Annotated in this window: 24 protein-coding genes; 5 read left to right on the top strand and 19 right to left on the bottom strand. The window is 60.8% G+C overall.

The window, feature by feature from the left end:
* Positions 1–20 precede the first annotated feature (20 nt).
* A complete protein-coding gene (locus SRB521_RS14480; protein WP_242976581.1) occupies positions 21–485 on the bottom strand; it encodes a hypothetical protein in 465 nt (154 codons plus the stop codon).
* A 111-nt stretch (positions 486–596) separates the two neighbouring features.
* On the opposite strand from SRB521_RS14480, the gene SRB521_RS14475 reads away from it, so the two are divergent.
* Positions 597–908 carry a helix-turn-helix domain-containing protein gene (locus tag SRB521_RS14475; RefSeq protein ID WP_116722345.1) on the top strand — a complete coding sequence of 104 codons (312 nt, stop codon included), beginning with the start codon at positions 597–599 and terminating at the stop codon, positions 906–908.
* Positions 909–960: 52 nt separating this feature from the next.
* On the opposite strand, the gene SRB521_RS14470 is transcribed toward SRB521_RS14475, so the two are convergent.
* Entirely contained in the window at positions 961–1,212 is a 252-nt protein-coding gene (locus tag SRB521_RS14470) for a DUF6061 family protein (RefSeq protein WP_116722346.1), read from the bottom strand.
* Positions 1,213–1,559: 347 nt separating this feature from the next.
* Here SRB521_RS14470 and SRB521_RS14465 point away from each other — a divergent pair, with 347 nt between their 5' ends.
* Positions 1,560–2,000: an Hsp20/alpha crystallin family protein gene (locus SRB521_RS14465; RefSeq protein ID WP_033116941.1), complete on the top strand. Its 441-nt coding sequence runs from the start codon at positions 1,560–1,562 to the stop codon at positions 1,998–2,000.
* A gap of 86 nt (positions 2,001–2,086) precedes the next feature.
* Here the strand turns inward: SRB521_RS14465 and SRB521_RS14460 are convergent, their stop codons facing one another.
* Positions 2,087–3,439 (bottom strand): short-chain fatty acid transporter, encoded by a 1,353-nt coding sequence (locus SRB521_RS14460; protein WP_116722347.1) that lies wholly within the window; start codon positions 3,437–3,439, stop codon positions 2,087–2,089.
* Positions 3,440–3,700: 261 nt separating this feature from the next.
* Between SRB521_RS14460 and ychF the strand changes: the two genes are divergently transcribed.
* Positions 3,701–4,795, top strand: coding sequence for a redox-regulated ATPase YchF (gene ychF, locus SRB521_RS14455; protein WP_033116939.1), 1,095 nt, complete (start codon positions 3,701–3,703; stop codon positions 4,793–4,795).
* Between the two features lie 111 nt (positions 4,796–4,906).
* Here ychF and spoIIID read toward each other — a convergent pair whose 3' ends face one another.
* From spoIIID to aroF, 9 genes are all read right to left on the bottom strand, one after another.
* Positions 4,907–5,155: a sporulation transcriptional regulator SpoIIID gene (gene spoIIID, locus SRB521_RS14450; RefSeq protein WP_058118805.1), complete on the bottom strand. Its 249-nt coding sequence runs from the start codon at positions 5,153–5,155 to the stop codon at positions 4,907–4,909.
* A gap of 153 nt (positions 5,156–5,308) precedes the next feature.
* Positions 5,309–6,160 carry a shikimate dehydrogenase gene (aroE, locus tag SRB521_RS14445; protein WP_033116938.1) on the bottom strand — a complete coding sequence of 284 codons (852 nt, stop codon included), beginning with the start codon at positions 6,158–6,160 and terminating at the stop codon, positions 5,309–5,311.
* The gene (gene aroQ / locus SRB521_RS14440; protein WP_033116937.1) at positions 6,145–6,576 is read right to left on the bottom strand and encodes a type II 3-dehydroquinate dehydratase; all 432 of its coding nucleotides are present in this window, start codon (positions 6,574–6,576) and stop codon (positions 6,145–6,147) included. The genes aroE and aroQ overlap by 16 nt, the downstream gene beginning before the upstream one ends.
* The gene (locus tag SRB521_RS14435; RefSeq protein ID WP_058118514.1) at positions 6,573–7,064 is read right to left on the bottom strand and encodes a shikimate kinase; all 492 of its coding nucleotides are present in this window, start codon (positions 7,062–7,064) and stop codon (positions 6,573–6,575) included. The genes aroQ and SRB521_RS14435 overlap by 4 nt, the downstream gene beginning before the upstream one ends.
* Complete coding sequence (locus SRB521_RS14430; RefSeq protein WP_116722348.1) at positions 7,061–8,251, bottom strand: bifunctional chorismate mutase/prephenate dehydratase; 1,191 nt, start codon at positions 8,249–8,251, stop codon at positions 7,061–7,063. Before SRB521_RS14430 ends, SRB521_RS14435 begins: the two co-directional genes overlap by 4 nt.
* 9 nt (positions 8,252–8,260) lie before the next feature.
* Positions 8,261–9,238, bottom strand: a complete 978-nt coding sequence (locus SRB521_RS14425; RefSeq protein ID WP_075704667.1) for a chorismate synthase — start codon at positions 9,236–9,238, stop codon at positions 8,261–8,263.
* Positions 9,235–10,401 carry a 3-phosphoshikimate 1-carboxyvinyltransferase gene (locus SRB521_RS14420; RefSeq protein WP_116722349.1) on the bottom strand — a complete coding sequence of 389 codons (1,167 nt, stop codon included), beginning with the start codon at positions 10,399–10,401 and terminating at the stop codon, positions 9,235–9,237. Before SRB521_RS14420 ends, SRB521_RS14425 begins: the two co-directional genes overlap by 4 nt.
* 6 nt (positions 10,402–10,407) lie before the next feature.
* Positions 10,408–11,487 (bottom strand): 3-dehydroquinate synthase, encoded by a 1,080-nt coding sequence (aroB, locus tag SRB521_RS14415; RefSeq protein WP_075704665.1) that lies wholly within the window; start codon positions 11,485–11,487, stop codon positions 10,408–10,410.
* Between the two features lie 29 nt (positions 11,488–11,516).
* Positions 11,517–12,536, bottom strand: coding sequence for a 3-deoxy-7-phosphoheptulonate synthase (gene aroF, locus SRB521_RS14410; protein WP_075704664.1), 1,020 nt, complete (start codon positions 12,534–12,536; stop codon positions 11,517–11,519).
* A gap of 39 nt (positions 12,537–12,575) precedes the next feature.
* Between aroF and SRB521_RS14405 the strand changes: the two genes are divergently transcribed.
* Entirely contained in the window at positions 12,576–12,836 is a 261-nt protein-coding gene (locus SRB521_RS14405; protein ID WP_129868864.1) for a hypothetical protein, read from the top strand.
* A gap of 166 nt (positions 12,837–13,002) precedes the next feature.
* Here the strand turns inward: SRB521_RS14405 and SRB521_RS14400 are convergent, their stop codons facing one another.
* From SRB521_RS14400 to SRB521_RS14385, 4 genes are all read right to left on the bottom strand, one after another.
* Entirely contained in the window at positions 13,003–13,899 is an 897-nt protein-coding gene (locus SRB521_RS14400) for a DMT family transporter (protein WP_242943956.1), read from the bottom strand.
* A complete protein-coding gene (locus SRB521_RS14395; RefSeq protein WP_075704663.1) occupies positions 13,896–15,083 on the bottom strand; it encodes a MalY/PatB family protein in 1,188 nt (395 codons plus the stop codon). The genes SRB521_RS14400 and SRB521_RS14395 overlap by 4 nt, the downstream gene beginning before the upstream one ends.
* An 88-nt stretch (positions 15,084–15,171) precedes the next feature.
* Positions 15,172–16,827, bottom strand: a complete 1,656-nt coding sequence (locus tag SRB521_RS14390; RefSeq protein WP_075704662.1) for a DAK2 domain-containing protein — start codon at positions 16,825–16,827, stop codon at positions 15,172–15,174.
* A gap of 38 nt (positions 16,828–16,865) precedes the next feature.
* The gene (locus SRB521_RS14385; RefSeq protein ID WP_058118508.1) at positions 16,866–17,216 is read right to left on the bottom strand and encodes an Asp23/Gls24 family envelope stress response protein; all 351 of its coding nucleotides are present in this window, start codon (positions 17,214–17,216) and stop codon (positions 16,866–16,868) included.
* Positions 17,217–17,378: 162 nt separating this feature from the next.
* Here SRB521_RS14385 and SRB521_RS14380 point away from each other — a divergent pair, with 162 nt between their 5' ends.
* Positions 17,379–17,570, top strand: a complete 192-nt coding sequence (locus tag SRB521_RS14380) for a hypothetical protein (RefSeq protein ID WP_033116928.1) — start codon at positions 17,379–17,381, stop codon at positions 17,568–17,570.
* Positions 17,571–17,620: 50 nt separating this feature from the next.
* Here SRB521_RS14380 and SRB521_RS14375 read toward each other — a convergent pair whose 3' ends face one another.
* The 3 genes from SRB521_RS14375 to SRB521_RS14365 are packed head-to-tail and all read right to left on the bottom strand — an operon-like array spanning position 17,621 to position 19,471.
* Positions 17,621–18,094 carry a PaaI family thioesterase gene (locus SRB521_RS14375; protein WP_165366652.1) on the bottom strand — a complete coding sequence of 158 codons (474 nt, stop codon included), beginning with the start codon at positions 18,092–18,094 and terminating at the stop codon, positions 17,621–17,623.
* 53 nt (positions 18,095–18,147) lie between these two features.
* Positions 18,148–18,570: a PaaI family thioesterase gene (locus tag SRB521_RS14370; RefSeq protein ID WP_052082540.1), complete on the bottom strand. Its 423-nt coding sequence runs from the start codon at positions 18,568–18,570 to the stop codon at positions 18,148–18,150.
* Positions 18,554–19,471, bottom strand: a complete 918-nt coding sequence (locus SRB521_RS14365; RefSeq protein ID WP_033116927.1) for a SufB/SufD family protein — start codon at positions 19,469–19,471, stop codon at positions 18,554–18,556. Before SRB521_RS14365 ends, SRB521_RS14370 begins: the two co-directional genes overlap by 17 nt.
* Positions 19,472–19,475 lie beyond the last annotated feature (4 nt).

Below are 19,475 nucleotides of genomic sequence, written 5' to 3'. Positions count from 1 at the left end.
TAAAAGTAATGACTTTTTTCTTATAAATCGATATGCGGCAAGGCTGTCACCTGGATTAACCCTTTGCTCTCTCTTTTTCTTGCATATTCGAGAAGGTCTCTTGCATTGCTGGCAGGGTGCCACGCATAGGCAATGAGGAAATCAGTATGATCGACCATATACCGATTTGCCCTGACAATAGCAACCTTACGAGGGACATTTTCCATCCCTGGAGGATAGTAGGTACTGTCAAATCCATCCGGTACAGGAATCGGGCGCTCTGCTGGATGGTACGGCAGCAATAATGTCAGTCCGACTTCTGGATGGGTTTGTTTTGCGGTTTTTACGGCTTTTGCCGCAAGACCGTCAAAACATCCATAACGACCAACAATAAATTCAGTAACGCCGTAGCGGACTATATGCTCCTCAACAGCGGCGCATAGCACTGTGTAAATTTCTTCCGGTGTTTCTCTGTGCCCAATAAAGAAACAGCTTTTCTGGCTCACTGAAATCATTCTCCTTTTGCTTGCGTATATCGTTAAAATTATACGATTAAAATTATTAAAGAGCAACGACAAACAAAAGTATAATTTACGAAGAACACAAGCAAAGGGGTGATGCAGGTGAAAGATATTCTCTCTGCCATAACCACATATCGAGAGGATCGGGGCTGGACGGAGTATCAGCTTGCAGAACGCTCTGGTTTGCCGCAGTCTACGATCTCCTCGTGGTATCGCAAGAATATGGTTCCCACTATTCCGTCGTTGGAAAAAATCTGCATGGCTTTTGGCATCACGCTTTCTCAGCTATTCGCAGAAGAAGATTCACCGGTTTCTCTGACTGATTCACAAAGGAAGCTCCTGGAACGATGGTCGAGATTGAGTGAAGAGCAACAAGCCGTAGTGTTTGCTTTGATTGACAAAATGTAAAAAAGCCGCCAGAAGCAGCATCGCATGGATGTGCCTCTGGCGGCTTTGCTTATCAATCGAAATCTGACTGTGGTATCTCCGTGACGGTTCGTAAGTATTTTTCTGGATCACCATTCAAAATCAATTCCGCATAGGATAGCGGATCATTATAGATGAGCCAGTCCAGTTCAGACCGCTGGAAACGGCTATTCGCAACTTCGTCCTCTACAGCGGTGCAGTTAATGGAAATCATGCTGCCGTCAGAATATCTTAGTTCAACGCAGCCGGTATCCATGTTAAATTCACAAGAAAGTAATGTTTTCATAATGCTATCCTCCAATATAAGCTCTGTTAACAAGAAAAACTCCCGCCTAATTCCTGTTAGGAATCAGACGGGAGTTTCGTATGCACCCGAAAACCGTCAGCTAACAGTTGATAAGCGATTTAGTTCCTTATCACTGTTAAGCCAAGGCTTTGGGGATTTTTCGTTTTTGGTTAATTTTTAAATGTGACATTTCTTTGTATCAAATGTGTTTCTTTTATGAATTTTAGCACTCCTATATTGACAGTGCTAAAACAGAGGACTATAGTAGAACCGTACCAAGGGAAGGGGACCAGAAAAGGTCTTCTCTGCAGGGCAAAAAGGTAAGACAACGAATGGAGGAATGACTTATGTTGCCCAGCATTTTCAGCGAGAATTTGTTTGACGATTTCTTTGGAGACTCTTTTGAAAAGAATTTCTTTGGGGAGCACAATCCCCTTTATGGCAAGCGGGCCAAGAACCTGATGAAGACGGATGTGAAGGAAACCGAAAGCGGCTATGAGGTCGCGGTAGACCTGCCCGGCTTCAAGAAGGACGAGGTGAATGTAGAGCTCAACGACGGATACCTCACCATCAGCGCGGCCAAGGGTCTGGACAGGGATGAGAGGGATAAGAAGGGCCGTTACATCCGCCAGGAGCGCTATAGCGGGGCATGTAGCCGGAGTTTTTACGTGGGCGATGTAAAACCTGATGAAATCAAAGCCGGGTACGAGGATGGCATCCTCCGTCTGGAAATCCCCAAGCGGGAGGCCAAGGCGGCGTCGGCTCCGAACCGGATCGCAATTGAGTAAAACACACACAAAACCCGCAGGCCAAAAGCCTGCGGGTTTTGTGTGTGTTGGGCTCCTATTGTAAGGAGAGAGAGAAAAGGCAAGTTTTAGAAGAACATGGCCCAGCCCAGGAAGCCCAGGCAGGCAACCACGCCAGTGAAGATGGTCACAATGACCAGGTATCCCATGATATTGCGGGCGGACAGACCGGCCATACCCAAGATGGGCAGCGCCCAGAAGGGCTGTACCATGTTGGTCCACTGATCGCCCCAGGCGATGGCCATGGCGGCCCGGCCGTATTCGATTCCCATCGTGGTGGCGGCAGGCATGACGATAGGCGCCTGCACGGCCCATTGGCCGCCGCCGGAGGGGACGAAGAAGTTGATAAGGCCGGCGGACAGGAACGTCAGCATGGGGAAGGTGACGTCGTTGGAGATGCTGACAAAGAAGTCGGCGATGATGCCGGCCAGGGATACGCCGGTTTCGGGATTTTGAGCCACCATCAGCCCCATGATGCCGGCATAGAAGGGGAACTGAAGCAGGATACCGGCGGCGCCGGAAGCGGCGTCTCCAATGGCGTCCACATATTTCCGCAGGTCGCCGTGGAGCAAAATGCCCAGGAAGAGGAAAATCATGTTGACGATGTTCAGGTCCAGGTTAAAGCCCTTGGTGGCAAAGTAATAGATGATGTAGGCAAAGCCCAGCAGAAGAGTGATGGCCCACAGGATCTTGCTGTGCTCCATCTTTTCGGCGGGGGTGCCCACTGTATAAGTACGCTCTTCCTCGTCCACCAGCCGGGCGGGGTCCACGATGATGGTGTGCTCGGCATCAGGGTGCATGGCATAGTTGACAAAGGGCATCAGGAAGAGGATGACGGCCACCATGATCAGGTTGGCAGGATGCAGAACGGTATCGGTGATGGGGGCGGAGTAGAAGACGCCCAGGATCTCGGTACCGCCCTCTGCGGCCATTTGCAGGGGGATGGAGCCGGAGAGACCCGCGTGCCAGATCACGAAGCCGGAGTAGGCGGAGGCGATCAGAAGTGGATAGTCCACGTCACGAACCCGGCGGGCCACTTCTTTGGCCAGGAGGGCGCCGGCGATGAGGCCGAAGCCCCAGTTGAGCCAGCAGCAGACGGTGGAGACGAAGGTAGTGACCAGGATGGCGCTCTTTTTGTCCTTGGCGACAGAGGCAATGGCCCCCAGAAAACGCTTGCAGATCTTGGCGGAGGCCATGGCGGAGCCGAAGACCAGCACCAGGGCCATCTGCATGGAGAAAGACAGCAGGCCCCAGAAGCCCTTGGAATTACCCCAGGCGTCGACCAGCTCAAGGGGGGTCTGCTTTGTCCCGATCATGGACCCCACAAAGGTCACAATGGTCAGGATGACGGCGAACAGGAAGGCATCCGGCAGCCATCGATTGACTACGCGCACGCAGCCGTTTGTGAATTTCTTGAACATACAATTCCTCCCAATCTTCCCAATTGAAACTGGTGCCCCCCAACCTAGGCGCCAGTTACAGTTACAATCATATGGAAAAGAGGTCCGCTGTCAACACGGTTGGGGAAAGCTTGGCGGAAACTTAACGAGAGAATTGACGGAATCTTTATTGGAGAGAGGAATATCGTTCCCAGCCGCTGGGGCGGGCTTGTGTTTTGCCCTGGTATCCGGTATAATAATGGAGCTTATTTCGTATTCTTACACCGAAAGGACGTCTTTGCTATGAAGCTTGGCATCGTGGGGTTGCCCAACGTGGGCAAATCGACCTTGTTCAACGCCATTACCAATGCCGGCGCGGAGTCGGCCAACTATCCCTTCTGTACTATCGATCCCAACGTGGGGATGGTGGCGGTGCCGGATCACCGCCTGGACTGGCTCTCCGACTTCTATAAGCCCAAGAAGACCACCCCCGCCGTCATTGAGTTCGTGGACATTGCCGGGCTGGTGAAGGGAGCCTCCAAGGGAGAGGGGCTGGGGAACAAATTTCTCTCCAATATTCGGGCCACGGACGCCGTCGTTCATGTGGTGCGCTGCTTTGACGACCCCAATGTCATCCACGTGGAGGGCTCCACCGATCCACTGCGAGACATCGAGATCATTGACATAGAACTCATCATGGCGGATATGGAGATGGTCCAGCGCCGGGTGGAGAAGGCCGCCAAGCTGGTAAAGTCGGGTGATAAGAAGGCCGCACGGGAAGCGGAAGTCTTTCAGGAGCTGCTCACCTGGCTCAACGAAGGCCGCTCCGCTCGTTCCTATGAGTGCAGTGAGGAGGATGCGGCGCTCATCGCCACATCTGAGTTGCTCTCCCTCAAACCTGTCATCTACGCGGCAAACCTGGATGAGGCCGGATTCTCCGACTACGAAAACAATGCCTACTACAAACAGGTATCTGAAGTGGCCGCCAAGGAAGGTGCCCAGGTGATCCCCGTGTGTGCGCAGCTGGAGGCGGAGATCGCTGAACTGGAGAGCGATGAAAAGAAGATGTTTTTGGATGATCTGGGGATCGCCGAGTCCGGCTTGGACCGGCTGATCAAGGCATCCTATGCATTGCTGGGGCTCATCTCTTTTCTCACTTCGGGTGAGGATGAGTGCCGGGCCTGGACCATCAAGCAGGGGACCAAGGCGCCTCAGGCGGCCGGAAAAATACACTCCGATTTCGAGCGGGGCTTTATCCGCGCGGAGGTAGTGGCATTTGAGGACCTGGTGAAGTGCGGAGATCTGGTGCACGCAAAAGAAAAGGGCCTGGTGCGGTCAGAAGGAAAAGAATACGTGATGCAGGATGGGGACGTAGTGCTGTTCCGCTTCAACGTATGAGGGCCTTACCCCGGCGGATCGCCTGTCGGATATGGAACGACGTAAAACAGGGGGCCGCGGTCCATACGGACCGCGGCCCCCTGTTTGGCCGAGTGCAAATGCGGACAAACCCTAATCCCCCTTGTATTTTTTGCGGGTGGCGATACCGCCGCGGATGTGGCGCTCAGCCTTGTTTTCGTCCAGGACTGCCTTCACTTGCAAATAGAGGGGCTTATTGAACGCAGGCAGGCGGTCCTGGAGGTCCTTGTGAACCGTGGACTTGCTGATACCGAACTTCTGAGCCGCGGCGCGCACCGTCGCTTTGTTCTCGATTATGTAAAGAGCCAACTGACAGGCCCGCTCCTCGATGTTCCCTTTCACACTCACAACACTCCCCCGCATCTTGGATTCCACTGCTGGATGTATATGCGCGGAAGAGAGGAGAAAGAACGGGACCGCCAATCCGGCGGTCCCGTTTCCCATGGGGTGGATATGTTCTGACAGATGAGGCCCCGCCAGAATCCGCGCGGCGGATCACAGCACGCCCTCTACCAGGGCGCGCATGGCGGCACCGTCTAGTTGGGTGTCCGTAAAGTGTTCCAGAGCAAAGACGGCCTGGTGGATGAGCATGCCCAAGCCGTTCAGCGTCCGGTGGCCCCGCAGCCGGGCCTGGGCCAGGAGCTCCGTTTCAGCCGGGTGGTAAATGAGGTCGCACACCGCCGCCGCATGCGGAAGGGCGTCCAAAAAGTGAAAATCCTCGAATTGGCCCGCCACTCCCCCCATGCCCAGGGAGGTGCAGTTCACCAGCAGATCGGCCCTAGAGGCCTCCAGCCGCAGCGTTGCAGCGTCAAAGCCGACGGCGCGCATGACGGCTGCATTGAATTGACATAACATCTCGGCCCTTTCCAGGGTGCGGTTGCATACGGTCAGGGAGACGCACCCCTGTTGAACCAGCTTCAGAGCGACTGCTTTGGCCGCGCCCCCGGCGCCCAGCAGGAGCACCCGCTTTCCGGCGGGGTCCACTCCTGCGTCCAGAAGTGCCTGCAAAAAGCCCCGCCCATCGGTGTTGTATCCGTATACTTTCCCCTCTTTTATACATACAGTATTGACGGACTGGTATAGGCGGGCGTCCTCGTCCAGCTCGTCCATCAGGGGGACCAGGTCCAGCTTGTGGGGCATGGTGGCGTTGAAGCCCGCATATCCGGCCACCTTTGCCGCGGAGAGCCACTCTGCCGCCCGACCAGCTGAAACTGGTTGACATAAGTAAATATAATCCAAACCGAGTGCCGAGAGCATGGTGTTCTGGATGAGGGGGGATTTGGAGTGGAGCACCGGATCTCCGATGACGCAGAGCTTTCGAGTGGTGTTTTTCAGTTCGACATGCACAGGAAGTACCTCATGGCGGCCTCGTAGCCGTACAGCCCCAGCCCGCAGATCTGACCCACGCAGGCGGGCGCGGTCACGGACCTGTGCCGAAACTCTTCCCGCTGATGGACGTTGGAGATGTGGACCTCGATGCAGGGGATCCTGACCGCCTTGAGCGCGTCCAGGATGGCATAGCTATAGTGGGTAAAGGCGCCGGGATTCATGATGATAGCGTCATAGTTGCCCTGCGCGGCATGAATGGCGTCGATGATGGCTCCCTCGTGGTTGGACTGGAAGCACTCGGCAGTACTCTGATGGGCGGAGGCAAAGGCGCGCAGGCGGCCGCAGAGGGCGGTGTAGTTCTCCTCGCCATAGATGCCGGGCTCGCGCTGGCCCAGCAGGTTCAGATTGGGGCCGTTGATGATGAGAAATTTCATGACAATCCCTCCAGAATGGCATTGACCGTCGCCTCCGGCGACGAGAAATCCGTGACGATCTGATCGGCCCAGAAGCGGTAGACCGGCTCCCGGTTCCGGAATCGGGCGAGAAAGGCCTCGCGCCCCTCTTGGGCCAGCGGACGGGCGTCCATGGGCACGGTGTCGAAGGTCTCACCCGGGTCACGGCACAGAAAGACCACGGTGCCGCTGGACTTGAGGGGAGCCATGGCGTCGTCCCGCAGGGGCAGGCCGCCGCCGCAGGCCACCACCAGCCCTTCCCGCCGGGCCAGCTCCTCCGCTACGCCTCGTTCCAGCTCCCGGAAGCGGTCCTCACCCTGGGCGGCGAAGATTTCGGGAATGCTCCGTCCCTCACGGGCGGCGATCAGGGCGTCGGTATCCACCAGCTCCCGGTCCAGCCGCCGGGAGAGCAAGCCGCCGCAGGTGGTCTTGCCGCAGCCCATCATACCGATAAGGATAATGTTTTTCATTTTAAGCCACCGCCCTGCCCGTCGGAACACGCTGCGCCGCAGGCCTCCTTGTAATTGCCCAGCACCCGGAAACCCTCGGCCGTCTGGGAGAGCTCCAGCAGCACCCCGTCCATGCCCGGGGCGGCCAGGTCGCCGGTAAAATCCACAAAGAAGAGATATTCCCAGCTCCGGCCCACGATGGGACGGGACTCCAGCTTCATCATGTTGAGGCCGTTGACGGCAAAGATGGTCATGATCTCATGGAGAGAGCCGCTACGGTGGGGCAGGACGAAAAGGGCGCTCACCTTGTCGCAGCCCGCCCGGCGCTCCATCACCGGAGAGACCACCACGAAGCGGGTGTCGTTTTGAGCGTTGAAGTGGATGCGCTCGGCCAGGATATCCAGACCATAGAGCCGGGCGGCCCGGCGGGAGCAAATGGCGGCCAGAGTGAGATCTCCCCGCTCTGCGACGTATTTTGCGCTCTCCGCGGTGTTGAGACGCGGCACAGCCCGCCAGTCGGGATGGGCCTTGAGGAACTCGGCACACTGTCTGAGCCCCTGCTCGTGGGAACAGACTTCGCGGATGCCGTCCAGACAGGCCCCGGGAAGGGCCACCAGACAGTGCTCCACCCGCACCGTCTGCTCCCCTACGATATAGGCGCCGTACTGGGCCAGCAGATCATAGACCTGGCTGATGGAGCCGGTGGAGCTGTTCTCAATGGGCAGTACGCCGTAATCCGCCCGGCCCTCCCGCAGGGTCAGGAAGATGTCCTCCCAGGTCTCCACATGGGCCCGGGGGACATCCTCGCCAAAAAAGAGCGCGGCGGCCTCGTCGGCATAAGCCCCTGGCTCCCCCTGATAGAGGACCCTGGGGGCCGTCAAGGGGGCCAGGCTATGGGAGATGGCCTCCCGGATCTGCCGATAACCCTCGTTTCCGGCCTCATTCACCAGATTGCGCTGCTGGCGGCGGCTGAGCCCCATGATGGTCTCGTAGAGGGCGGTGACGTCGGCCCTGCGGGCCGGATCGGAGACTGCGGCCGACTTCCTGGCCAGGACCTCCTGTTCACGGGCCTCATCCAGGACAGGGAGACCGTTTTCCTGCTTGTAGGCGCCCACCCGTGCCGTCACATCCATGCGGCGGAGGAAGAGGGCGGTGAGCTGGGTGTCTATCTCGTCGATCTCGGAGCGGAGGGTGTCCAGTTCGCTCATGCTTTCACCTCACATCCCAAGTAGCTCGCAGGCGGCCAGTGCAGCGGCGGCCTCAATGACGGGCAGGGCGCGGGGGACGATGCAGGGGTCATGACGGCCGGTGATCTCCAGCTCGGCCTCCCTGCCGGCGGAGAGGTCCACCGTCTGCTGCCGGCGGGCAATGGAGGGCGTGGGGCGCAGGGTCACCTCGAACTCCACCGGCATTCCGTTGGTGATGCCGCCGTTGATGCCGCCGGAGTGGTTGGTGCGGGTCCTGACCGTGCCGCCGTCCAGGTAAAAGGGGTCGTTGGCCTGGCTGCCCCGCAGGGCGGCAAAGCCCTCGCCCAGGCCGAAGCCCACCGCCTTGACCGCAGGGACGGCGAAGAGGTATTGGGAGAAGATTCCCTCCACGTTGCATCCGAAGTCGGGACTGCCCAGGCCCACGGGAAGACCGGTGACGGAGCAGCGGATGCGGCCGCCCACGGAATCCAGCTCAGCCTTGGCGGCCAGAATGGCCGCCTCCATCTGCTCCGGCGTGGGGTCCGGGATCCCCGCCACGTTGGAGATCCGTCCCGTCACGGCCACGCCCCGCTCCCGCAGGACCAGCTTGGCCACTGCGCCGGCAAAGACCAGCGGGGCGGTAAGCCGCCCGGAGAAGTGGCCGCCGCCGCGGTAGTCGCCCCATCCGGCGTAGCGGACAAAGCCGGTATAATCGGCGTGGCCGGGGCGGGGCAGCGTCCTGAGCTTGGCGTAGTCCTGGCTGTGGGTATCGGTGTTCCGGATCACGGCGCACAGGGGAGTGCCTGTGGTCCTGCCCTCAAAGACGCCGGAGAGGATTTCCGGCGCATCCTTTTCTCTGCGGGCGGTGGTCATGGCGTTCTGTCCGGGCGCCCGGCGGGCCATTTCAGAGGCGATGAAGTCCATGTCCAGCGCGATGCCGGAGGGGAGGCCCTCCAGGGCCACCCCAATGGCGGGACCGTGGGACTCGCCGAAAATGATATATTTCATAGGAACATCCCTCCCAGACGCTGATAGTCCTCCCAGAAGTTCGGGTAGGATTTGCGTACGCTCTCCGCTCCCCGGATGGTGACGGGGGCGGCGGCACGGGTGGTCGCCACGGCGGCCATCATGGCGATGCGGTGGTCGTTATGACTATCCACCGCCACGCCGCCGGCCAGAGTGTCCACACCCAGAATGGTCAGGCTGTCCGGGTGCTCCTCCACACGGCTCCCCAGGGCGTTGAGGACCTGGGTCACCGCGGAGAGCCGGTCGCTCTCCTTCATGCGCAGCCGGGCGGCGCCTACGATGCGGGTGGTCTGTCCCGGACGCAGGGCGGCCTGGACCGCCAGCGGGGGGACAAGGTCGGGGCACTGGGACACGTCCAGCTCCACCGCTCCCGGGCCGCACAGGCTGGCGGAATCCTCCACGATGCACCGATCCCCCTGAACGGAGAAAGGGTTGAGCCCCTGTAGCTCCACCTGACTGCCCAAGCCCCTGGCGGCGTACCAGAAGGCCGCCTGGGAATAGTCGCTCTCGATGGCCATATCGTGGGGGCGGTAGGTCTGTCCGCCGGGTACATGGAAGGCGCAGGAACCGTTGGGGACGGCCCTGACGCCGAACCGCTCCAGCACATCCAGGGTCATGTCCACATAACCCCCGGATTCCAGAGGCGTGGTGAGGAGGATGTCTGAGTCGCCCTCCAGCAGGGGGAGGGCATAGAGAAGGCCGGTGATAAACTGGCTGGACACATTGCCGGGAAGGGCATAACGCCCCGATGGTAGCGCGCCCCGGACGGTGAGCACACCGGCCTCCAGGGAATAGCAGACATGCTTTTCCTCAAAAAGGCGAAAATAGGGCTCCTGCGGGCGCTCCATCAGCCTCCCGCGGCCGGTAAAACGGCCGCCTCCCCGGAGGACCAGGGAAAGGGGGATGAGAAAGCGCAGGGTGGAGCCGGATTCCCCGCAGTCCAGCAGAGGCAGGCCGCTGCTGGGCGCGCACAGGGCCGCCAGACAGCGGGAGGTGGCCTGGATATCCTGGGAGTCGGCCAGATTTTCGATGCGGCTCCCGCCTCCCGCCAGCGCAGCGGCGATGAGGGCGCGGTGCGCCTGGGATTTGGAGGGCGGGGGGGTGATGCGGCCCTTCAGCAGCCGGGGGGCGATGGTGATGTCCATATCCGCTTACCTCCCGCAGACGTGCGCCAGGTTTTGCAGCACGTCCTCCTTCTTCATCTTCATGGGCAAGGCCTTGCCCATGTGGGACAGAAAGATCATGGTAATGGCCTCTCCGTCGCCCTTCTTGTCCAGGCCGACGGCCTCCACGATGGCGCTCCAGTCGCAGTCAATGTGGGTGGGCAGGCCGAAAGCGGACAGCACCTCCAGCAGTTCGGAGAAGCCGTCGCCGTCGGAGACACCCAGGGCGGCGCCCAACCGTTCGGCGGCGACCATCCCGGCGGCGACCGCCTGTCCGTGGGTCCAAGTCTCATAGCCGCCCGCCTTTTCAAAGGCATGGCCCACGGTGTGGCCGAAGTTCAGGATCATCCGGACGCCGGTGTCCCGTTCATCCTCCTCCACCACCTGCCGCTTGATATCGCAGCAGGTATAGAGCACGGACTCAATGTGCTCCATGACCGCCGTCCGGGAGGAGTGGGCGCAGAGAAAATCGAAGAACGCCCGGTCCCGGATGCAGCCGTACTTGATGACCTCGGCCATGCCGTCGGAAAAGGTCTTGTCATCCAGTGTACGGAGGCACGCGGGGTCCATGAGAACCAGCCGGGGCTGCCAGAAGGCGCCAGCCAGGTTCTTGCCTGCCGGGAGGTCGATGGCCACCTTGCCCCCCACGGAGGAGTCCACCTGGGCCAGAAGTGTGGTGGGAATCTGTACGAAGTCCACGCCACGCAGGATGGTGGCCGCGGCGAAGCCCGCCAGATCGCCCACCACGCCGCCCCCCAGGGCCACCACGCCGTCGGAGCGGGTGAGCCCCTGAGCCGTGAAGGCGTCGTATAGACGCCCGAGCATGCTCAGGCATTTGGAGGACTCACCGGCGGGGATAGTGACCAGTTCCGCCTGAAAGCCGGCCCCGGCCAGGCTGGACATGATCGTTTCTCCGTAGAGGGGACCCACATGGGAATCCGTGACCACGGCCAGCCGCCCGGCGCGGGGGAGGGCGGCGCGGCAGAGCGCGCCCGCCTGGGACAGGAGGCCGGGCGCGATATGGATGTCGTAGGAGCGGTCGTCAAGACCGACATGAAGGGTTTTCATAGGGGGTTCTCCTTCCGGATGGAGGCGCATCAGCGGATCAGCTTCTTGCCCATCATGGGCACCAGGGCCTCCACCTTTTTCATCAGCTCGTCAAACTTTTTGGGGGTGAGGGACTGCTGGCCGTCGCACTTAGCGTGGGGGGGATCGTTGTGGACTTCAATGATGAGGCCGTCGCACCCGGCGGCGATGGCCGCCATGGCCAGCGGCTCCACCATCCAGTACATGCCGGAGGCATGAGAGGGGTCCACGATCACGGGCAGATGGCTCATCTGCTTGATGGCCGGGATGGCGGAGACATCCAGGGTGTTGCGGGTGAAGGTCTCAAAGGTGCGGATGCCCCGCTCGCAGAGAATGACGTTTTCGTTGCCTGCGGCCATGATATATTCGGCGGACATGATCCACTCCTCATAGGTGTTGGAGAGGCCGCGCTTGAGGAGGATGGGCTTGGACATCTTGCCCACCTCTTTCAAAAGCTCAAAATTCTGCATGTTCCGGGCGCCTACCTGGACCACGTCTACCTCCCGCTCGAAGAGCTCCGCCATGCGGGGGTCCATGATCTCGGTGACGATGGGCAGGCCGGTCTTTTCCCGGGCCTCCATAAGGAGGTCCAGACCGGGCGTGCCCATGCCCTGGAAGGAGTAGGGGGAGGTGCGGGGCTTGAAGGCGCCGCCGCGCAGCAGCGCCGCGCCGGAGGACTTTACGTCCTCCGCCACCGCGCAGATCTGCTCCTCCGACTCCACCGAGCAGGGACCGGCGATGACGGAAAAGCTGCCGCCGCCGATCCGGGCCTTCCCTACAGTGACCACCGAATCCTCAGGGTGAAACTTCCGGTTGGCCTTTTTATAGGGCTCCTGGACCCGCATGACCCGCTCCACATTGGGCTCCATGGAGATTTTGTCGATGTCCAGGCTGATGGTGTCACCCACAAGGCCCAGGATGGTACAGCCCACGCCATTGGTGATGCCCACGTCCAGACCCTGGTCGCGGAACTTGCGGACCAAAATGTCGATGTCCTCTTTTTTCGTGCCGGGTTTCATAATGACTACCATAGATTTTTCTCTCCTTTTCCGCCATGGGCGCGGATGCGGATGACAAAAAATGCGCCCATTGACGATAAAATCAATGAGCGCACGGTAAGACGATGCAAGGAGCCCTTGGGAGGGCCCGCCCATTCACTTTATCCCGCTGTTTTTACCCATGCCAAAAAAGCCGGCGCCCGTAAATCGAGCCCAGCCAAAATAGGTAAAGGAACGGGATTCGGTTGTGAGGCGGATCTTTTGCATAAAAATACCTCACTCAAAATGGTTGGAGTTATTTTACACCTGAAAACAGGAAAAAGCAACCCCTAATTTTTCACATTGCTGTGACAGAGCACGGACGGTCTCCCCGGGAGCCTGTGAAGCGGCGGTAGAGGGACTGACGGAGCGCCAGTCTCCCTTTGTAGAAACCAGAGGGCCGGGGAGTCGGAGCCGGGAACGGAGCCGCCGGGCTGCAAGCCCGGCGGCTCTTCGCTTTTTAGGCGGAGGCATAGGAAGTCTCCGCGCGGGTATAGAGAAATACGCCGGCCAATACGATCAGGGCGCCCAGAGCCTGGAGAGGACGGATAGCCTCCCGAAAGAGGAAAAAGCCGAGTATCGAGGCGAATACCGGCTCACACAGCTTGGCGGCGGAGACATAGGCGGAGGAGAGCCATTTGAGGCTCCAGGAGAAAAGAGAGTGGCCCAGCAGGGTACAGAAGACCGCCAGAAGCAGACCCACAGCCGCTTCCCGGAGACCCCAGCCCAGAATGGGCGTGCCGGTGAAAAGGTCCATACACAGCAGGGCGGCAAGACAGGAGGCATAGGTGAGAAAGGTATAGACGGTGGTGGACTGGTGTCCGCGCTGTACCTGCCCGATGAGGGTATAGGCGGCCACAAAGACCGCCGCCGCCACGGCCAGAAGATCCCCCTTCAGGGCGCCGGCACCGCCGGAATCCGACAGGGCCAGCGCCACGCTGCCGCCGAAGGCCAGAACAATGGCTAGGACTCCTGGTCTGGGGATCGTTCCCCGGAGAAAAAGGGCAAAGCCCAGGGCGGAAAAGATGACCTCTGTGGACACCAGTACGGTGGAGGAGGCGATGGAGGTCCACTTGAGGGATTCAAACCAGGCCGTGAAGTGGAACGCCAGCAGCAGGCCGCTGAGGGCGCAGAAGAGGAGGTCCCGGCCTGTGGCGGCCCTGAGCTCCTCCCGGTGCCGGAGTAGCACGGAGGGGAGGAGCAGCAGCACCGCCCAGCCCAGCCGCCAGGTGGCGGTCACCAGAGAGGGGGCGGCGGACCAGCGGACAAAAATAGAAGAAAAGGAGGCGCCCAGAACGCCGAGGAAGAGCCCGTATTTCGGGTTGAATGTGCCCTCCCGGGGGGACAGGGGCCTCACCGGGGCAGGCCCCGCCGGGCGGCCGCCTGGTCCAACCGCTCCAGGGCCCGCTCCAATTGGAGGCGGGGGCAGGCCAGCACCATGCGTTCAAATCCGGCGCCCTCCCGGCCGAATATGTACCCTTCATCCAGAAACAGCCCGGCCTCGTCCCGCATGAAGCGCTCCTGCTCCTCTGGCGTCAGACCCAGGCAGGAGAAGTCGGCCCAGAGGAGATAAGTGCCCTCCCACGGGGCCACCCATGCCGAGGGGAACCGCTGGGCCAGAAACTCCCGGCAAAGGCGGAAGTTGCCCTCCAGATGGACCAGCAGCGCATCCAGCCAGGCCTCGCCCTTTTCATAGGCGGTCCGGGTGGCCGTCAGGCCGAAATAGCCGGTGTAGCCTCCCGTATAGCCGTCGGTCTTGGCGCGGAAGCGGCGGCGCAGCGTATCGTTGGGGATGATGATGTTGGCGGTGGACAGCCCCGCCAGGTTGAAGGTCTTGCTGGCGGAGGTGCCCACGATGCAGTTGTCCCGGGTCTGCTCGTCCAGTGTGGCCAGAACGGTATGGCGGTGGCCGGGGGCGATAAAGTCAAAATGGATCTCGTCGGAGAAGAGCAGAACGCCGTTGCGGGCGCAGATATCCGCCACCCGGCGGAGCTCCTCCTCCGACCATACCCGTCCCGTGGGGTTGTGGGGGGAGCAGAAGAGGAGCAGCTTGGCGTCGGGGCGGGCACACAGGGCCTCCAGCGCCTCGAAATCCAGGGTATAGCCCTGTTCCCCGCGCAGCAGAGGATTGGAAAGGGGCGTCCGGCCCGTGGCCTGGAGGATACGGAGGAAGGGGGGATAGGCGGGGGTCTGGAAGATGACGCCCTCTCCCGGCTGGGTAAAGGCCTGCACAGCCTGTCCCACGGCGTGGACCACGCCGAAGGCGTTGATGATCCAGCCCGGCTGGATTTCCCAGCCGTGGCGGCGGCGCATCCATCCCGCCACAGCGGAGCGATACGCCTCATCCATGGAGGTGTAGCCGTAGACGCCGAACTCGGCGGCCTCCCGCAGGGCGGAGATGATCTCCGGCGCGGTCATCAGGTCCATGTCCGCGATGGAAAAGGGGATGACGTCGGGGTCGGCGACGCCTGCCCGCTCCAGAGGCTGCCACTTGGAGGCGCCGATGCCTCTCCGGGGGCGGAGGGTGGTGAAATCATACATAGGGGGACCAGCTCCTTTCTCTCTTTCGGGTCAATGAACATAACAGGAAGGCGGCCTCGCGGCCGCCTTCCTGGCAGAGCGGCGGGGCTTATTCCGCCGAAATGAGATAATAGTAGACGGGCTGTCCGCCGGAGAGCAGGGTGATCTCGGCGTTGGGACACTCGGCGGTGAAGATCTCCAAGGCGGTCTGGGCCTGGCTTTCGGTCACATCTTCGCCGTAATAGACGGTGATGAACTCGGCCTCCTTCTGCGGCGCATCCTGGGCCAGCCGCCGGAGCAGGGCCAGGATATCCCGGTCGGTGCCGAAGAGCTGGCTCTCGCTGAGGGCCAGATAGTCCCCCTCCTTGATGTCGAAGCCGTCGAAGTCGGAGTTGCGGGCGGCATAAGTGATCTGGGAGGTATGGACGTTCCCCAGCGCCTGGGTCATGGCCTGGGTGTTGTCCTCCTGAGAGGCGTCGGGGGCAAAGCACAGCAACGCGGAGACGCCCTGGGGAATGGTCTTGCTGGGCAGGACCACCACGGTTTTGCCTTCAGCCAGAGGGACGCACTGCTCGGCGGCCATGATGATGTTTTTGTTGTTGGGCAGGACATAGACCACCTCGGCAGGCGTCTTGTCGATCTCCTTCATGATATCCTCGGTGGAGGGGTTCATGGTCTGTCCGCCGGAGATGATGCCGTCCACCCCCAGGTCCCGGAACACGGCGCTGATGCCGTCGCCGGCGCAGACGGAGACGAAGCCGTATTTCTTCTCCGGGGGGGCCACCTTGCGCACCTCCTCCTGTTCTGCGGGATGGCCGGCGGCCTCCTCCAGGATCTCGGTGTGCTGATTGCGCATGTTTTCGATCTTCACGGTCTGGAGCGAGCCGTAGGTGATGGCCTCCTCCAGCACCTTGCCGGGGTGGTTGGTGTGGACGTGGACCTTGATGATCTCGTCGTCGTCCACCAGCACCAGGGAGTCGCCCAGTGCGGAGAGAAAGCCCCGCAGGGCCTCCGGGTCCTTCTTGCTGTCACGGGAGCAGATGAACTCGGTGCAGTAACCGAATTTGATGTCCTCCGTCTTGAAGGTGCCGAAATCAGCGTGCTCCTGGACCTTGGAGGGCGCCTCGTCCTCCGTGCCCGCGGGCATGGGCTCGCCCCGCAGCTCGTCCAGCATGCCCTGGAGAATGACCAGGAAGCCCTTGCCGCCGGCGTCCACCACGCCGGCCTTCTTGAGAACCGGGTTCTGGTTGACGGTGTCGGCCAGGGCGATGTGGCCCTCCTTGATGGCCTCGTCCAGCACGAACTCCACGGAGCGGTCCTCACGGGCGGCCTCCGCGGCCCGCCGGGCGGCCAGGCGGGAGACGGTGAGGATGGTGCCCTCGGCGGGCTTCATCACCGCCTTGTAGGCGGTTGCCACGCCGTAATCCAGGGCCACGGCGAAGTCGCCGCCGTCAGCCTGCTCCTTGTCCTTGAGGGCCTTGGCAAAGCCCCGGAACAGGAGGGAGAGAATGACGCCGGAGTTGCCGCGGGCGCCCCGCAGAAGGGCGTTGGCGTTGGTCTGGGCCACCGCGCCCACGCCGGCGGGCGCCTTCTTCTTCAGCTCGGCGGCGGCGGTGGAGATGGTCATGCTCATGTTGGTGCCGGTATCCCCGTCGGGGACCGGAAAGACGTTGAGCTCGTTGATCTGCTGCTTCTGGGAATTGATGGAGGCCGCGGCGTGGATCACCATCTGAGCCAGCGACGCCCCGTCAATGGTTCCTCTCATGTCGAATGTTCCTTTCTATGACGGTTTGGGCTGGGCGATCAGCCGATGACCATGGAGTCTACGCAGACGTCCACATTTTTTACCTTCACGCCGGTGATGCGCTCGACGATATAGCGCACCTCACTCATGATGGAGCGGCTGACGGCGGTGAGATTTACGCCGTTGTCCACAATGATGTGGAGCTCGATGGAGACGGTGGCGTCGTCGTTGAAGCGGACTTTGACGCCCTTGGCCATGGATTCCCGGCGCAGGAGATGGACCAGGCCGTCGGTGGTGGAGCGCACAGCCATACCCTTGACGCCGTAGCAGTTGGTGGCCGCGGCGCCGGTGATGTTGGTGAAGACGTCAGGGCTGATGGAGATGGCGCCCCGCTCTGTTTCCAGTCTCATATGGAACCTCCTTACAGGACAGAGTATACCTATTTTGGATTTTATATATTGTATTCTATTTTGGCCTTAAATACAAGGGAAAAAGTTATAAGGGGTGATTGTAATTTGCACAGAAATCGTGTACACTATGAATATCTCTGAACAATGGGAGGCGTATTTGGGATGAAAGTTGCCCGTTTTGTGTTGAAGATCGTCGGCTGGTCCTTGGCGCTGGCCGCGGCGGTGTGCTGTGTCGTGGCTTACTGGGACAAGATCACCAGCAGTCTGTGCTGCCTGAAAGATAAGCTCTCCGAGAAGGGCGAGTGCTGCTGCCACCCCTCCGAGTTCGACGATTATGCCGACTGGGACGAGTGAAAAAATGATGGATAGACAAGGCCCGGAGCCATTGCTCCGGGCCTTGTTTTCTATGACTCGTCCGCGGTGTGCTCCAGACATTCCGGGGTGGTGCCGTTGAGCCGCTTGTCCATCATAAAGAAGGTAAAGTTCCCGGTGGCCACCTCCAGGCCCTCGTCGTCGGTGAGGGATACGTGATAGACGCTGAGCGTACGCCCCGTTTTTTCCGGTGTGGCCCGGCAGCGGATCTTCTGATTGGTGCCCATGGCCGGACGGAGAAAGTGGAAGGCATAGTTCACCGTCACGCAGGTGCGGTGCTGGGCGGAGGAGGCGGTCCAGCCGCCCACGGAGTCGGCCAGGGCGGCCAGACAGCCCCCGTGGACAATGCCGTGGGGGTTCAGGCTCTCGCGGGTGACGATCAGCTCGCCCTCGCCGCTGCCGTCCTCGTAGGTGGCGGTGACCCGAATGTTGTTGTGGGAAGAAAAGGGATCGTACCGGGCGATGGCCTCGGCGTCCAAAAGCTTTTTTTTCGTGGAAGAATCCATGGAGCATCCTTTCCCTGGCCCCCTGAGAATGGGGACAGGCATGATTCAAAGACTTATAGGGCCGACATAAAATAGGTAAAGTCTCCGCTGGCCACCACGGTGTCGGCGTCGTCCAGGAGAACTACGTGATAGACGCACAGCGTCCGGCCCAGTTTTACCGGCGCGGCCCGGCAGCGGATTTTCCGGCTGGTGCCCATGGCCGGACGGAGAAAGTTGAGGGTATAGCTGGCGGTGGCGCTGTTGCAGTGCTGCACGGCACCCGCCACCCAGCCGCTGACGGCGTTGGCCAGCGTGGCGAGGCAGCCGCCGTGGACCGCGCCCCTGGGGTTGAGACATTCCGGCGTGATCGTCAGCTCGCCCTCGCCGCTGCCGTCGGCATAGGCGGCGGTAACACGAATGTTGTTGCGGGTGGAGAAGGGGTCCTTTTCGGCGATGGCCTGGGCGTCCAGAATGTTTTTCTTATTGCAGGAAGCCATTGAGTATCCTCTCCTCGGCCTCCTCTTCGGTAAGGCCCAGGGTCATGAGCTTCATGAGCTGGTCTCCCGCGATGCGGCCGATGGCGGCCTCGTGGATGAGCTGGGCGTCGGGACACTCGGCGGTGATGGCGGGGATGGACTTGATCTTGGCGTTGCCCATGATGATGGAGTCGCACTGGACATGGCCGAAGCACTTGGCCTCGCCGATCATTCTGGGGTAGAAGATCTGCTGGGACTCGTCCTGGGCCACAGAGCGGGAGATGACCCGACCGGAGGCGCCATCACCGGCCAGGACGATGTCCATCTCGGACTCGGCCACCTGCGCGCCGTCGGTGAGGAGCTTCTCAGTGATGGTCCCCTCGCCGCCGGGGCCCACCACGATCTTGGTGTAGCGCTTGGTGGAGTCCACGCCCCGGATCTGCGTGGTCTCCATATGGATGGAGGCGCCCTCCTCCAGATAGGCGATGGTCTGGGGGTTGAAGATGCGCTTGCCGGTCCCCTCGCCCTCGCCGTAGTGCTTTTCATAATAGCGCACCTTGGCGTTTTTGCCCACGTGGAAGGTGTGCACGCCGTCGTGCTGGCTGGTATCGCAGCCGCCGTTGTGGATGCCGCAGCCGGCGACGATGTCCACGTCGCAGTCCTCGCCGATATAGAAATCGTTGTACACCAGCTCCGTGAGGCCGGTCTCGGTGATGATGACGGGGATGTGGACCGACTCATGCTTGGTGCCGGGGGCGATGTGGATGTCGATGCCGGACTTGTCGGTCTTGGTGTCGATCACGATGTGGGCGGTGTTGTTCCGGCCGCCCGCGCCGCCGTTTTTGCGGATGTTATAGGCCCCCACGGGGAGACTGTCCAGGTCGGCGATCTCCTTGAGGAGCTTGGCTTCTAATTTGTCCATGGTG

The organism is Intestinimonas butyriciproducens, assembly GCF_004154955.1.
GTDB lineage: Bacteria > Bacillota > Clostridia > Oscillospirales > Oscillospiraceae > Intestinimonas > Intestinimonas butyriciproducens.
The sequence above is the reverse complement of the archived record's forward strand: the minus strand, read 5'-3'. Positions and strand labels throughout refer to the sequence as shown.

Coding starts and splice junctions, on each gene's coding strand:
- SRB521_RS14420 (WP_116722349.1), bottom strand. CDS start 10,401: ATGGACATCACCATCGCCCCCCGGCTGCTGAAGGGCCGCATCACCCCC.
- aroF (WP_075704664.1), bottom strand. CDS start 12,536: ATGGTAGTCATTATGAAACCCGGCACGAAAAAAGAGGACATCGACATT.
- aroQ (WP_033116937.1), bottom strand. CDS start 6,576: ATGAAATTTCTCATCATCAACGGCCCCAATCTGAACCTGCTGGGCCAG.
- SRB521_RS14385 (WP_058118508.1), bottom strand. CDS start 17,216: ATGAGACTGGAAACAGAGCGGGGCGCCATCTCCATCAGCCCTGACGTC.
- SRB521_RS14460 (WP_116722347.1), bottom strand. CDS start 3,439: ATGTTCAAGAAATTCACAAACGGCTGCGTGCGCGTAGTCAATCGATGG.
- SRB521_RS14370 (WP_052082540.1), bottom strand. CDS start 18,570: ATGGCTTCCTGCAATAAGAAAAACATTCTGGACGCCCAGGCCATCGCC.
- SRB521_RS14465 (WP_033116941.1), top strand. CDS start 1,560: ATGTTGCCCAGCATTTTCAGCGAGAATTTGTTTGACGATTTCTTTGGA.
- SRB521_RS14425 (WP_075704667.1), bottom strand. CDS start 9,238: ATGAAATATATCATTTTCGGCGAGTCCCACGGTCCCGCCATTGGGGTG.
- SRB521_RS14475 (WP_116722345.1), top strand. CDS start 597: ATGCAGGTGAAAGATATTCTCTCTGCCATAACCACATATCGAGAGGAT.
- SRB521_RS14435 (WP_058118514.1), bottom strand. CDS start 7,064: ATGAAAAACATTATCCTTATCGGTATGATGGGCTGCGGCAAGACCACC.
- SRB521_RS14365 (WP_033116927.1), bottom strand. CDS start 19,471: ATGGACAAATTAGAAGCCAAGCTCCTCAAGGAGATCGCCGACCTGGAC.
- ychF (WP_033116939.1), top strand. CDS start 3,701: ATGAAGCTTGGCATCGTGGGGTTGCCCAACGTGGGCAAATCGACCTTG.
- aroB (WP_075704665.1), bottom strand. CDS start 11,487: ATGAAAACCCTTCATGTCGGTCTTGACGACCGCTCCTACGACATCCAT.
- SRB521_RS14405 (WP_129868864.1), top strand. CDS start 12,576: ATGACAAAAAATGCGCCCATTGACGATAAAATCAATGAGCGCACGGTA.
- SRB521_RS14470 (WP_116722346.1), bottom strand. CDS start 1,212: ATGAAAACATTACTTTCTTGTGAATTTAACATGGATACCGGCTGCGTT.
- SRB521_RS14380 (WP_033116928.1), top strand. CDS start 17,379: ATGAAAGTTGCCCGTTTTGTGTTGAAGATCGTCGGCTGGTCCTTGGCG.
- SRB521_RS14395 (WP_075704663.1), bottom strand. CDS start 15,083: ATGTATGATTTCACCACCCTCCGCCCCCGGAGAGGCATCGGCGCCTCC.
- SRB521_RS14375 (WP_165366652.1), bottom strand. CDS start 18,094: ATGGATTCTTCCACGAAAAAAAAGCTTTTGGACGCCGAGGCCATCGCC.
- SRB521_RS14430 (WP_116722348.1), bottom strand. CDS start 8,251: ATGAGCGAACTGGACACCCTCCGCTCCGAGATCGACGAGATAGACACC.
- SRB521_RS14390 (WP_075704662.1), bottom strand. CDS start 16,827: ATGAGAGGAACCATTGACGGGGCGTCGCTGGCTCAGATGGTGATCCAC.